The sequence below is a fragment of the Micromonospora globispora genome (genome assembly GCF_003857015.1).
In the GTDB taxonomy this organism is placed as follows: Bacteria; Actinomycetota; Actinomycetes; order Mycobacteriales; family Micromonosporaceae; genus Micromonospora; species Micromonospora globispora.
This window is the reverse complement of the sequence record NZ_QGGF01000427.1, coordinates 1-13,035: the sequence shown is the minus strand read 5'-3', so window position 1 is coordinate 13,035 and position 13,035 is coordinate 1. Positions and strand designations below refer to the sequence as shown.

Sequence of the window (13,035 nt, the reverse complement as noted above, 5' to 3'; positions counted from 1 at the left end):
GTGATCGCGGTCAGCGCCTCCGGTCGCAGCCCCGAGGCGCTCGGCGCCGCGGAGGCCGCGCACCGACGGGGTGCCCGGCTGGTCGCCGTCGGCGCGCCGGACTCGCAGCTTCAGTCGGTGGCCGAGCGCGCCCGGGCACCGTTCATCCCGGTGCCGCGGCGTGCCCCGGCCCGGGCCAGCCTCTGGGCGCTCACCGTGCCGGTTCTGCTGGCCGCTCGTACGCTCGGGCTGGTGAAGGTCAACGAGGCCGACCTGGCCGAGACCGCGGCCCGGCTGGACGCGGACGCGGACCGCTGCCGCCCCACCGCCGAGTCCTTCGTCAACCCGGCGAAGTCGCTGGCCCTGGGCCTGGCCGGGTCGATCCCGATCGTCTGGGGCTCGTCGCCGCTGGCCACCGTGGCCGCCCGCCGGTTCGGCGACACCCTCTCCGCCAACGCCCGCTACCCGGTGGTCACCGGGGCGCTGGGTGAGGCCGGCCGGGGCCGGGTGGGCCTGCTCGACGGCGTCTTCGGTGGACTGGCCGAGGGGAAGCGGGACATCTTCGCCGACCCGGACGAGGCCGCGGTCGACGGGACCCGGCTGCGCCTGGTGCTGCTGCGCGACGGCGGGCTCAACGCCGAGGACGACACCGACGAGCCGCTCGCCGTCGAGGAGCGCCGGGCGGACGCCGTGCAGACCCTCGCCGAGCGGCGCGGCGTGCGGTGCGACGTGGTCACCGCCGAGGGCGGCTCCGCGCTGGAACGGCTCGCCTCGCTGATGGCGGTGCCGGATTTCGCCTCGGTCTACCTCGCCCTGGCACACGGGCTGGACCCGATGGCCGTCCCGGCCATCACGGAAATGAAGGAGCTGGCAAACCAGTGAGTGCTAACGGGGGGACGAGGGCGATCGTCGCCGCCCTCCTGGCCAACATCGGCATCGCCGTCACCAAGTTCATCGCGTTCCTGCTGACCGGCTCCTCGTCGATGCTGGCCGAGTCGATCCACTCGGTCGCCGACTCCGGCAACCAGGGCCTGCTGCTGCTCGGCGGTCGCCGGGCCAAGCGGGAGGCCACCCCGCAGCACCCCTTCGGGTACGGCCGGGAGCGCTACATCTACGCGTTCATCGTGTCGATCGTGCTGTTCAGCCTCGGTGGCCTGTTCGCCCTCTACGAGGCGTACCACAAGGCGCAGCACCCGGAGCCGATCACCAGCTGGCAGTGGGTGCCGGTGGTCGTCCTGGTGATCGCGATCGGGCTGGAGGGCTTCTCCTTCCGTACCGCCATCAAGGAGTCCAACGAGATCCGGGGCAACCAGACCTGGCTGCGGTTCATCCGTCGGGCCAAGGCGCCCGAGCTGCCGGTGGTGCTGCTGGAGGACTTCGGCGCCCTGATCGGTCTGGTCTTCGCGCTCTTCGGTGTCGGGATGACGCTGATCACCGGCAACGGCATGTGGGACGCGGCTGGCACGGCGATGATCGGTGTGCTGCTGGTGATCATCGCGATCACCCTGGCCATCGAGACGAAGAGCCTGCTGCTCGGTGAGGGTGCCGAGCAGCACGACCTGGCGAAGATCGAGCGGGCCGTCACCAGCGGTCCGGAGGTCGAGCGGATCATCCACATGAAGACGCTCTACCTGGGCCCGGAGGAGCTGATGGTGGCCGCGAAGATCGCGGTGTCGCCGTGTGACACCGCCGAGGATCTGGCCCGGGGCATCAACACCGTCGAGGCGCGCATCCGCAGCGAGGTGCCGATCGCCCGGGTCATCTACCTGGAGCCGGACATCTACAGCGCCGCGGCGGACCGGGCCGGTACGGGCGCCGCGTCGCACACCGCGGTGCCGGAGCCCGAGTCGGGCGCCGACGAGGTGGCCGGGCGACCCGGGAGCTGACGTGGAGCTGCTGCAGGGCCGGATTCGCGACTACGCCTGGGGTTCGCGTACCGCGATCGCCGAGCTGCAGGGACGTCCGGTGCCCAGCGACGGGCCGGAGGCGGAGCTATGGCTTGGGGCCCACCCGGGCGCGCCGGCCACGGTGGACCGGGACGGGACGCCGGTCAGCCTGACCGACCTGCTGGTCGCCGAGCCGGCGCACTGGCTGGGTGAGCGGCTGGTCGGCCGGTTCGGCGCCCGGCTGCCGTTCCTGTTGAAGGTACTCGCCGCGGACGCCCCGCTGAGCCTGCAGGCGCATCCGGACGCGGAGCAGGCCCGGGTCGGGCACGCCGCGGACGCGGGACGGGTCAACTACGTGGACCCGTTCCACAAGCCGGAACTGCTGGTGGCGCTCTCGCCGTTCGAGGCGCTCTGCGGGTTCCGCGACCCGGCGGAGTCGGCCGCGGCGATCGCGGCGTTCGGCGTACCGGCGCTGGAACCGGTGGTCGCCGCGTTGCGGATCGGGCCGGCGGGGCTGCGGGAGGCCGTACGGCTGCTGCTGAGCTGGCCGGAGGCGGAGCGCGCCGGGCTGGTGGCGGATGTGCTGGCGGCGGAGGTCGCCGGTCCGGACGCCGTGCTGGCGCGCGGGCTGGCCGTCGACTACCCGGCCGATCCGGGGGTGGTGGTGGCGCTGCTGCTGCACCACGTGTGGCTGGCGCCGGGCGAGGCGATCTGGATGCCGGCCGGCAACCTGCACGCCTACCTGCGGGGCACCGGCGTGGAGATCATGGCGGCCAGCGACAACGTGCTGCGCGGCGGCCTGACGCCGAAGCGGGTCGACGTGGCGGAACTGCTGCGGGTGCTGCGTTTCGAGGTGCTCGACGACCCGGTCGTCCCGCCGGTGCCGGTGGCACCGGGGGTGGTCACCTGGCCGGTTCCGGTGGAGGACTTCGCGCTGCACCGGGTGGTGGTGGAGGCCGGTACGCCGGGTGCGCGGCTCGCGCTGCCGGGACCGCGGGTGGTGCTCTGCCGGGCCGGCAAGCTCGCCGTGGACGACGGGGTGGGCACCGTCACGCTGGGGCCGGGGCAGGCGGCGGTCGGCACCGCCGCGGGTGGGCCCTTGGTGATCGGTGGCGAGGGCGAGGCGTACGTCGCCACGTGCGGGTTGCACTGACCGCTCCGCCACGAGTCCGACTTTTCCGAAATAGCTTGACGTCGCCTCTACTCGGTGTGACTCTATGAGTGCGCAGCGTTGTCGCGACGAAGGTCCGAGAACGCGCGGGGGAACCAAACCGGGGGGATGCACGGGGCGGGCGGATGGTGGACGGAAAGTCCGTTCACGACCGACCGCCCCGTGCGCTGTCCGGCGACCGGGCCGTGCTCCGTCCGCCCGCGAGCGTAATGTGGAAGGCTGCGCTGCACACCGTTCGACAGGAGCTTCCATGACCAGCACCCTCCCGGCCGCCCCCGGCGGCGCGCCGTCCGAGGCCCGGCCGAGCACCCTCGCCGAGGGCGACTACAAGGTGGCGGATCTGTCGCTCGCCGAGTTCGGGCGCAAGGAGATCCGGCTCGCCGAGCACGAGATGCCCGGCCTGATGGCCATCCGGCGCGAGTTCGCCGACGCGCAGCCGCTCGCCGGCGCCCGGATCACCGGGTCGCTGCACATGACCATCCAGACCGCCGTCCTGATCGAGACCCTGGTCGCGCTCGGCGCGCAGGTCCGCTGGGCGTCCTGCAACATCTTCTCCACCCAGGACCACGCCGCCGCCGCGATCGTCGTCGGCCCGGACGGCACCCCGGACGCCCCGGCCGGCGTCCCGGTCTACGCCTGGAAGGGCGAGAGCCTGGAGGAGTACTGGTGGTGCACCGAGCAGGTGCTGAACTGGCCGGACGGCCAGGGTCCCAACATGATCCTCGACGACGGCGGTGACGCCACCCTGCTGGTGCACAAGGGCGTCGAGTTCGAGAAGGCCGGGGTCGTCCCGCCGGTCGAGTCCGCCGACTCCGAGGAGTACGCGGTCATCCTCCAGGTGCTGCACCGCTCGCTCGCCGAGGACGGCCAGCGCTGGACCCGGATCGCCGGCGGCATCAAGGGCGTCACCGAGGAGACCACCACCGGCGTGCACCGCCTCTACGAGATGCACCGCGCCGGCACCCTGCTCTTCCCGGCCATCAACGTCAACGACTCGGTGACCAAGAGCAAGTTCGACAACAAGTACGGCTGCCGGCACTCCCTGATCGACGGCATCAACCGGGCCACCGACGTGCTTATCGGCGGCAAGATGGCCGTCGTGCTCGGTTACGGCGACGTGGGCAAGGGCTGCGCCGAGTCGCTGCGAGGCCAGGGCGCCCGGGTCGTGGTGACCGAGGTCGACCCGATCTGCGCGCTGCAGGCGGCGATGGACGGCTACCAGGTCTCCACCCTGGACGACGTGGTCGAGCAGGCGGACATCTTCATCACCGCCACCGGCTGCTTCAACGTCATCACCAACGAGCACATGGCCCGGATGAAGCACCAGGCCATCGTCGGCAACATCGGCCACTTCGACAACGAGATCGACATGGCCGGTCTGGCCAAGCGCTCGGACGTGCAGCGGGAGAACATCAAGCCGCAGGTCGACCTCTGGAAGTTCGCCGACGGCCACACCATCATCGTGCTCTCCGAGGGCCGCCTGCTGAACCTGGGCAACGCCACCGGGCACCCGAGCTTCGTGATGTCGAACTCGTTCTCCAACCAGACCATCGCGCAGATCGAGCTCTTCACCAAGACCGAGGAGTACCCGATCGGCGTCTACGTGCTGCCGAAGCACCTGGACGAGAAGGTCGCGCGGCTGCACCTGAACGCGCTGGGCGCCAAGCTGACCACCCTCAGCAAGGAGCAGGCCGCCTACCTGGGCGTCACGCCGGAGGGTCCGTTCAAGCCGGAGCACTACCGCTACTGATCCACGCCGGGGAGGGACCGGGGTCGGCCGCCGCGCGGCCGTCCCGGTCCCTTTTCGCGTACGCGGACAGCCGCCCGCCCCGGCGAAGGTGCCCAGGTCAGGCCCTATGGCCCTGGTGGTCGAGGGGCCGGCGGACGACCGTGGATGTTCGGCTTGTGAACGTGGTCCTTCTCTGCGCGATCGAGTGGGTGACGTTGTCGCGATCGACTTGACGGAACCCCGTATCAGGAGCAAGGTATGGCTGGCCTAAGTTAACTAAGGCACGCCTAACGAAGCACGGAGTTACCGATGTTCGCCACGTACCTGATCGGCCTGCGGGAAGGCCTGGAAGCGACCCTGGTGGTCAGCATCCTGGTCGCGTTCCTGGTGAAGTCGCAGCGGCGGGACCGGCTGCCGCAGGTGTGGGCCGGTGTCGGCCTGGCCGTGGCGCTGTCGGTCTTCTTCGGCTGGCTGATCGAGTACACCTCGACCTCGCTGCTGGCCCGCTCCGAGGACCGCGAACTGTTCGAGGCGATCACCTCCGTCGCAGCCGTGGTCTTCGTCACCTGGATGATCTTCTGGATGCGCAAGGCCGCCCGGACGATCGCCGGTGAGCTGCGCGGGAAGCTCACCGAGGCGCTGGCCGTCGGCTCCCTCGCGGTGGCCGGCATGTCCTTCCTCGCGGTGATCCGGGAAGGCCTGGAGACCGCCCTCATCTTCTACTCCGCCGCGCAGAGCGCCGCCGGAGGCGCCGGACGCGGCCCGCTGCTCGCGCTGATCGGTGGCATCGCCACGTCCGTGGTGCTCGGCTTCCTGCTCTACAAGAGCGCCCTGAAGATCAACCTGAGCAAGTTCTTCACCTGGACCGGCGCGCTGCTGATCCTGGTCGCCGCCGGCATCTTCAAGTACGGCGTGCACGACTTCCAGGAGGCCGGCGTGCTGCCCGGCCTGAACAACCAGGCCTTCGACATCTCCTCGGTGCTCGACCCCAGCACCTGGTACGCGGCCCTGCTCGGCGGCATGTTCAACATCACCGCCACGCCCACCGTGCTGGAGATGATCGCCTGGGTCGCGTACGCGGTGCCGGTGCTGGTGCTCTTCCTCCGCAAGCCGGCCACCCCCGCCAAGCCGGCCGCCGCCAAGCCCGCCACCGAGGCCGCCCCGGCCGCTGAGCCGACGGCCGCGCAGGCCGCCGCCGACTCCAGCACGCCCGCGACCGACGCCCCGGCCTCCGCGCCCCAGCGCGCCTGACCCGCAACTCTCCGAGGAGACCGACAGCAATGCGTACCACTCGATTCATCGTGCCCGCCGCCGCCGGTGTGCTCGTCGTGGCCGGCCTGGCCGGCTGCGGTGGCGGTGACGACAAGGAGACCAAGGGCGCCGGCGGCCCGATCGTGGTCAAGGCCACCGACACCGCCTGTGAGGTCGGCACCACCGAGGTGGACGCGGGGCAGGTCAGCTTCAAGGTGACCAACTCCGGCGCCAAGGTCAACGAGTTCTACGTCTACGCGGCCGGCGACCGGGTGATGGGCGAGGTGGAGAACATCGCCCCCGGGCTGAGCCGGGAGCTGCGTGTCGAACTGCCCGCCGGCACGTACGAGACCGCCTGCAAGCCGGGGATGAGCGGCCGCGGCATCCGCGGCGCGCTGAAGGTCAGCGGCACCGCCGCGAGCGTCGCTCCCGACGCCGCGCTGAGCCAGCCCACCGCCAGCTACCAGCGCTACGTGACCAGCCAGACCGCCGCGCTGCTGACCAAGACCGAGGAGTTCGTGGCCGCGGTCAAGGCCGGCGACGTGGCGAAGGCCAAGGCCCTTTACCCGGTCGCCCGCACCTACTGGGAGCGGATCGAGCCGGTCGCGGAGAGCTTCGGCGACCTCGACCCGAAGATCGACGGCCGGGAAGAGGTCGTCGAGGAGGGCATGCAGTTCACCGGCTTCCACCGGATCGAGAAGGACCTCTGGACGACCGGTGACATCAGCAAGGACGGCGCGATCGCCGACCAGCTGCTCACCGACGTCAAGGCCATCGTGGCCAAGGCAAACGCCGAGAAGCTCACCCCGCTCCAGCTCGCCAACGGCGCCAAGGCGCTCCTCGACGAGGTGGCCAGCGGGAAGATCACCGGCGAGGAGGAGCGGTACTCGCACACCGACCTCTGGGACTTCAACGCCAACCTGGAGGGCTCGAAGGCCGCCATCGCCGCGCTGCGTCCGGCGCTGGAGCAGCGTGCCCCGGAGCTGGTGAAGCAGCTCGACGCCGAGTTCGCCAACGTCGAGGCGACGATCGGCAAGCACCGGGCCGGCGACGGCTGGAAGCTGCACACCCAGCTCAGCAAGACCGAGCTGAAGGAACTGTCCGACAGCATCAACGCCCTGGCCGAGCCGATCAGCAAGGTGGCCGCGGTCGTCGCTCGATGACGACCGGGCCAGGAGGGGACGCGATGAGCGAGCAGAGCACCGAGGCCGCCCCCGTCGTGGCGGCGCGCGGGAAGAGCCTGTCCCGGCGGCGGGTCATGACCCTGGCCGGGGTCGGCGTCGCCGGCGTGGCCGGGGTGGCGGCCGGCGCAGGCGCACTCGTCCGCGGATCGGACCACGCCGCCGCCAACGACGCGGCGGCCGGGTCGGTGCCGTTCCACGGTGAGCACCAGGCCGGCATCACCACCCCGGCCCAGGACCGGCTGCACTTCGTCGCGTTCGACGTGATCACCAAGGACCGGGCCCGGCTGATCGCGCTCCTGCAGGAGTGGACTGCCGCGGCCGCGCGGATGACCGCCGGGAAGGACGCCGGGCTGATCGGCGCGGTCGGCGGCGTGCCGGAGGCTCCGCCGGACGACACCGGCGAGGCGCTCGGGCTGCCCCCGTCGCAGCTCACCATCACCGTCGGCTTCGGCCCGACGCTCTTCCGCGACGCCCAGGGCAAGGACCGGTTCGGGATCGCGGACAAGCGTCCGGCCGCCCTGGCGGACCTGCCGCACTTCGCCGGGGACGCGCTCAAGCCGGAGATCTCCGGCGGGGACATCTGCGTCCAGGCCTGCTCCAACGACCCGCAGGTGGCGGTGCACGCCATTCGTAACCTGGCCCGGATCGGCATGGGCGTGGTCAGCGTGCGCTGGTCGCAGCTCGGCTTCGGGCGTACCTCGTCGACCTCCCGGGACCAGGCCACTCCGCGCAACCTCTTCGGCTTCAAGGACGGCACGGCCAACCTCAAGGCCGAGGACGCCGGGCTGCTGCGCGAGCAGCTCTGGGCCCAGCCGGGCGACGGACCGGACTGGATGACCGGCGGGTCGTACCTGGTCACCCGCAAGATCCGGATGCAGATCGAGACCTGGGACCGCAGCTCCCTGGCCGAGCAGGAGCAGATCGTCGGCCGGACCAAGGGCAGCGGCGCGCCGCTGGGCAAGCGGGACGAGTTCGACGAGCCGGACTTCGCCGCAAAGGGCGACGACGGGCAGCCGGTGATCGCAGAGACGTCGCACGTCCGGCTCGCCCACCCCACCCTGAACAACGGCGCCCGCCTGCTGCGCCGCGGCTACAACTTCGTGGACGGCTCCGACGGGCTGGGCCGGCTCGACGCCGGGCTCTTCTTCATGGCCTACCAGCGCGACCCGCACAAGCAGTTCGTACCGATCCAGACCCAGCTCTCCCGGCACGACGCCATGAACGAGTACCTGCGGCACGTCTCCAGCGCCCTGTTCGCCTGCCCGCCGGGCGTCCGGGACGACGCCGACTTCTGGGGACGCGCCCTCTTCGCCTGAGTCGGCAGGCCGCTCCGTCCGGCCCGACGGTCAGTCGGCGGGCCGGTCGGCGCCGACCGGGGCGGACTCGGGGCGTACCGCCGAGGGCTGGGTGGGCACGCTGATCATCGGCGCGGCGGGCCGGAGGCCGGCGGGGGCCGCCGTCGGTGCCGCGACCGGCGGGGACACCGGGACCGGCACCGGCGTCAGTTCCGGCCAGAGCGTCGCGGTGACCTCCCGGGTACGACGCAGCCGGTGCACCGCCCGGCGGTGGCGCTCCGCCAGTACGGCGGCGAGGTAGGCGGACTCCGGGGCGCGCCACGATGGCGGCGGCGAGATCACCGCCGCCATCTCCGCCCAGAGCGCCCGCCCCAGCCGGCCGCGTTCCGGCTCGGCCAGCTCGTGCACCCGGCCGAGGTACTGCCGCGCGGCCAGCGCGAGCCCGTCGTCCAGCCGGGTCAGGTCCAGGGTGTGCGCCCAGCCCAGCAGCGGCGGCACGGCCATCGGCACCGGTCGCCACACCGCCGCGCCCCGGGTGTGCACCACCATCGTGCCGGCCACCAGGTCACCGAGGCGCCGCCCGCGCGGGTCGGAGAGCATCACCGTCACGCTCGCCACCCAGCTCAGCAGCGGCAGCACCAGACCCGGCCACTCCACCGCCACGCCCACCAGGGCCCGGGTGAGCGACTGGCCCACCCCGACGGGACCCCCGTCCGCCCGCACCACCCGCAACCCCACCGCCAGCTTGCCCACCGTCCGTCCGCCGGCGAACCGCTCCATCAGCACCGGGTAGCCGACCAACACGAGGATCAGCAGGAGGGTCTGCAGCGCGCCGGAGAGCGCACCGTCCATGACCCCCACCGGCAGCGCGACCAGCACCATCGACAGCCCGGAGGTCAGCACCAGCGCCACGACGGCCTGGACCAGCAGGTCGAGTAGCAGGGCGAGCACCCGGGAGCCCAGCCGGGCAGCCCGGACGTCCAGCTCCACGGCCTCGCCGCTGACCAGGCCGGCGTCGGCCCAGCGGTCCACGGCGCGCGCCGGAGGTTGCGCTCTCACGGGGACAGTGAACACTATGAGCGCCGGACGGGGGAGGGGCGAGTGGATCTCGACGCGTACGTGGCGGAGCACGGCGGCGAGTGGCGGCGACTGGAACAGTTGTCCGGCCGACGCCGGCTCGACGCCGCCGAGATCGACGAGCTGGTCGCGCTCTACCAGCGGGCGGCCACCCACCTCTCGGTGCTGCGCAGCCGCTCACCCGATCCGGCGCTGGTCAACCGCCTCTCCCACCTGGTGCTGGCGGCGCAGGCCCGGATCACCGGCCGGCCGCGGGCGTCCTGGGCGGCGGTGCGCCGGTTCCTCATCGCCGACCTGCCGGCCGCCCTCTACCGCGCCTGGCCGTGGTGGTGCGCCGTGGCCACCGGCTTCAGCGCGCTGAGCGGCTTCCTCCTCTGGTACGTGGCCGGCCACCCGGACACCGCGGCCGCGTTCATCGGCGAAGAGGCCGCCGCCGACCTGGTCGACTCCGGCTTCGCCGGCTACTACACCGAGTTCGCCGCGCCCACCTTCGCCTTCCACCTCTGGACCCACAACGCCTGGATCGCCGCGCAGTGCCTGGCCTCCGGAGTGCTGGTGGTGCCGGTGTTCTACCTGCTCTGGCAGAACGCGCTGAACGTCGGCGTGGTCGGCGGCGTGATGATCTCCTACGGCCGGGCCGACGTCTTCTTCGGCCTGATCACCCCGCACGGGCTGCTGGAGCTGACCGGGATCTTCGTGGCCGCCGGGGTCGGTCTGCGGACCGGGTGGGCGTGGATCTCGCCGCCGGCCCAGCTCAGCCGCGGGCGGGCGGTCGCCGAGGCGGGCCGCTCGGCCATCGTGGTCGCCGTCGGCCTGGTCGGGCTCTTCGCGGTCTCCGCGCTGCTGGAGGCGTTCGTCACCCCGGCGCCCGTGCCGGCCCCGATCCGCATCGCGGTGGGCGCCACCGTCTGGCTGGCCTTCCTGGCGTACGCCCTCCTCCTCGGCCGCCACGCCGCCACCCGGGTCAGAGTTGGCCGAGGGATTTGAGGCGGAGGTAGGTGTCGGCGACCGCCGGGGCGAGGCGGTCGGCGGGGGCGTCTACCACGGTTACGCCGTGCCGGGCCAGCGCGGCGCGTACCCGGTCCCGTTCGGCCAGCGCCCGCCAGGCCGCCGCGGCGGCGTACACGTCCCCGGCGCCGGTGGGCGGGGCCTGGGTGAGCCCGGTCAGCACCGGGTCGTGGGTGGCGGCGATGACCACCCGGTGCCGGGCGGCGAGCCGGGGCAGCACCGGCAGCAGCCCCTCACCGAGCGCGCCGGCCTCCAGCGCGGTGAAGAGCACCACCAGGCTGCGCTGCCGTTCCCGGCGCAGCACCTCGCCGGCGATCAGCTCGAAGTTCGTCTCCACCAGCGCCGGCTCGAGCGGGGCGACCGCGTCGACCAGCCGGGAGAGCAGGGCGGGGCGGCCGCTGCCGGTCACGGTCGCCCGGATCGTGGCGTCCGCGGCCAGCAGGTCGACCCGGTCACCGGCCCGGGCGGCGAGCGCGGTGAGCAGCAGCGCCGCGTCGATGGCCGTGTCCAGGCGGGGCTCGTCGCCGACCCGTACCGCCGAGGTGCGCCCGGTGTCCAGGACGCAGACCAGCCGCCGGTCCCGCTCCGGCCGCCAGGTGCGGACCAGGACGTCGGACCGGCGGGCGCTCGCCCGCCAGTCGATCGACCGCACGTCGTCGCCGATCACGTACTCGCGTAGGGTGTCGAACTCGGTGCCCTGGCCCCGACCCCGGGTGACCTGCACGCCGTCGATGATCCGCAGCCGGGCCAGCTTCTCCGATAGGTGCCGCCGAGAGTCGAAGCGGGGCAGCACGCGCAGCGTCCACGGTGGCGTGTCCGGTCGGCCGGAGCGCTGCCGGAACGCCAGCCGCAGCGGCCCGAACGAGCGGACGGTCAACGCCACGGCGGGGCGGTCGCCGCGCCGGGCCGGGGTGAGCCGTACCGGCAGCGTGGCGGTGCCGCCGGGTTCCACCCGCAGCACCCGCGCCGACGGCACGTCCGGCCGGGCACCCGCGGACGGTACCCAGGCGTCGCGGACCTGGGCGCGCAGCGTCCGGCCGGAGGCGTTGGCCAGGTGCAGCGTGACGGTGGCGGTGCCGCCCAGCCGGACGATCCGGTCGCCGGTGCGGGTGGCGGTGAGCGCGTGCAGCGGCGCGGCCAGCGCCCAGTCGAGTGCGACGAGCAGCAACACCACGCCGGTCATCGCCACGACGCCGAGGAACGGCGCCGGCCAAACCGGCAGGGTCAGCGCGCCCGCCCCGAGCAGCAGCGCCGCCCGCCAGGTCATCGGGGCGTCGGCACGGTGGCCAGCACCGTGTCCAGCACCGCATCCACCCCGACGCCCTCCAGCTCGACCTCGGGGCGCAGCCGGAGCCGGTGCCGCAGGGTGGGCCGGGCCACGGCCTTCACGTCGTCCGGGGTCACGTGGTCGCGGCCGGCCAGCCAGGACCACGCCTTCGCCGTGTTGAGCAGGGCGGTGGCACCACGCGGCGAGGCACCCAGTTCGAGCGCGGGTGCGGACCGGGTGGCCCGGCAGAGGTCCACGATGTAGCCGAAGAGCGGCTCCGCCACGTACACCCCCCGGACCGCCTCGCGGGCGGCAGCGAGGTCGGACCCGGTGGCCACCGGCCGTACGCCGGCCGCGCGCAGATCCCGCGGGTCGAAGCCGGCGTGGTGGGCGCGCAGTACGCCCAGCTCCTCGTCCCGGCTGGGCAGCGGCACGGTGAGCTTGAGCAGGAACCGGTCCAGCTGGGCCTCCGGCAGCGGGTAGGTGCCCTCGTACTCGATCGGGTTCTGGGTGGCCGCGACGATGAACGGGTCGGGCAGCGGCCGCCGCTCGCCCTCGACGGAGACCTGCCGTTCCTCCATCACCTCCAGCAGCGCCGACTGGGTCTTCGGCGGGGTTCGGTTGATCTCGTCGGCGAGCAGCAGGTTGGTGAAGACCGGCCCCTCGCGGAAGGTGAACGCGGCGGTGTGCGGGTCGTAGATCAGCGATCCGGTGACGTCGCCGGGCATCAGGTCCGGGGTGAACTGGATCCGCTTGGAATCCAGGTCCAGCGCGGTGGCCAGGGTACGGATCAGCAGCGTCTTGGCCACCCCGGGCACGCCCTCAAGCAGCACGTGTCCCCGGCAGAGCAGGGCGATCACCAGCCCGCTGACCACGGCGTCCTGTCCCACGACGGCCTTGGCCACCTCGGCCCGCAACCGGTGTAGGGCGGCGCGGGCGTCGTGCTGGTCGACGGCCGGTGCGGCGGCGGTAACGGGTCCGGTCACCGGGGATCTCCTTCGGTCGGGTGGTCGGGGGACGCGGCGACCGTACGGGTCAGCCGGTCCAGCGCGCGGGCGAGCTCCAGCAGATCCCGGTCGGTGGTCGGCTCGTCACCGTAGAGCAGCGCCTCGGCCTGGTCGGCGGCGATGCCCGCGCGGCGGGCGACGCGGGCGGCCGCCTCGGCCGGTGGGGTGTCCGGTGGCAGGT

Annotated in this window: 11 protein-coding genes and 1 pseudogene; 8 read left to right on the top strand and 4 right to left on the bottom strand. The window is 72.9% G+C overall.

All coding sequences use genetic code 11. The features are described 5' to 3' along the window. The 7 genes from DKL51_RS23045 to efeB all read left to right on the top strand — a co-directional run. On the top strand, positions 1–861 hold an 861-nt coding region (locus DKL51_RS23045), incomplete at its 5' end, for an SIS domain-containing protein (RefSeq protein WP_124812467.1). Beyond that, entirely contained in the window at positions 858–1,865 is a 1,008-nt protein-coding gene (locus DKL51_RS23040; protein ID WP_109964672.1) for a cation diffusion facilitator family transporter, read from the top strand. The genes DKL51_RS23045 and DKL51_RS23040, both read left to right, overlap by 4 nt. A gap of 1 nt (position 1,866) precedes the next feature. Next, positions 1,867–3,018: a mannose-6-phosphate isomerase, class I gene (manA, locus tag DKL51_RS23035; protein ID WP_109944834.1), complete on the top strand. Its 1,152-nt coding sequence runs from the start codon at positions 1,867–1,869 to the stop codon at positions 3,016–3,018. Positions 3,019–3,286: 268 nt separating this feature from the next. Further along, the gene (gene ahcY / locus DKL51_RS23030; RefSeq protein WP_109944835.1) at positions 3,287–4,786 is read left to right on the top strand and encodes an adenosylhomocysteinase; all 1,500 of its coding nucleotides are present in this window, start codon (positions 3,287–3,289) and stop codon (positions 4,784–4,786) included. A 288-nt stretch (positions 4,787–5,074) separates the two neighbouring features. Then, positions 5,075–6,016, top strand: a complete 942-nt coding sequence (gene efeU / locus DKL51_RS23025) for an iron uptake transporter permease EfeU (protein ID WP_124812466.1) — start codon at positions 5,075–5,077, stop codon at positions 6,014–6,016. Between the two features lie 29 nt (positions 6,017–6,045). Continuing rightward, entirely contained in the window at positions 6,046–7,179 is a 1,134-nt protein-coding gene (gene efeO / locus DKL51_RS23020; RefSeq protein ID WP_109944837.1) for an iron uptake system protein EfeO, read from the top strand. Positions 7,180–7,202: 23 nt separating this feature from the next. Beyond that, positions 7,203–8,516, top strand: a complete 1,314-nt coding sequence (efeB, locus tag DKL51_RS23015) for an iron uptake transporter deferrochelatase/peroxidase subunit (protein WP_243421028.1) — start codon at positions 7,203–7,205, stop codon at positions 8,514–8,516. Between the two features lie 30 nt (positions 8,517–8,546). Here efeB and DKL51_RS23010 read toward each other — a convergent pair whose 3' ends face one another. Next, entirely contained in the window at positions 8,547–9,554 is a 1,008-nt protein-coding gene (locus tag DKL51_RS23010) for an RDD family protein (protein WP_260428630.1), read from the bottom strand. Positions 9,555–9,596: 42 nt separating this feature from the next. Between DKL51_RS23010 and DKL51_RS23005 the strand changes: the two genes are divergently transcribed. Continuing rightward, the gene (locus tag DKL51_RS23005; protein WP_109966758.1) at positions 9,597–10,559 is read left to right on the top strand and encodes a stage II sporulation protein M; all 963 of its coding nucleotides are present in this window, start codon (positions 9,597–9,599) and stop codon (positions 10,557–10,559) included. On the opposite strand, the gene DKL51_RS23000 is transcribed toward DKL51_RS23005, so the two are convergent. From DKL51_RS23000 to DKL51_RS35100, 3 genes and pseudogenes are all read right to left on the bottom strand, one after another. Next, positions 10,537–11,847: a DUF58 domain-containing protein gene (locus tag DKL51_RS23000; RefSeq protein WP_124812465.1), complete on the bottom strand. Its 1,311-nt coding sequence runs from the start codon at positions 11,845–11,847 to the stop codon at positions 10,537–10,539. The two genes, DKL51_RS23005 and DKL51_RS23000, sit on opposite strands and share 23 nt — an antisense overlap. Continuing rightward, a complete protein-coding gene (locus DKL51_RS22995; RefSeq protein WP_109947837.1) occupies positions 11,844–12,833 on the bottom strand; it encodes an AAA family ATPase in 990 nt (329 codons plus the stop codon). Before DKL51_RS22995 ends, DKL51_RS23000 begins: the two co-directional genes overlap by 4 nt. Further along, positions 12,830–13,035: pseudogene (locus DKL51_RS35100) on the bottom strand (DUF4350 domain-containing protein); the annotation flags it as partial. The pseudogene DKL51_RS35100 and the gene DKL51_RS22995, both read right to left, overlap by 4 nt.

Bases quoted from the DNA above. Each gene is read 5' to 3' on its own strand.
- ahcY (WP_109944835.1), top strand. From the start codon at position 3,287: ATGACCAGCACCCTCCCGGCCGCCCCCGGCGGCGCGCCGTCCGAGGCC.
- DKL51_RS23000 (WP_124812465.1), bottom strand. From the start codon at position 11,847: ATGACCTGGCGGGCGGCGCTGCTGCTCGGGGCGGGCGCGCTGACCCTG.
- efeU (WP_124812466.1), top strand. From the start codon at position 5,075: ATGTTCGCCACGTACCTGATCGGCCTGCGGGAAGGCCTGGAAGCGACC.
- efeO (WP_109944837.1), top strand. From the start codon at position 6,046: ATGCGTACCACTCGATTCATCGTGCCCGCCGCCGCCGGTGTGCTCGTC.
- efeB (WP_243421028.1), top strand. From the start codon at position 7,203: ATGAGCGAGCAGAGCACCGAGGCCGCCCCCGTCGTGGCGGCGCGCGGG.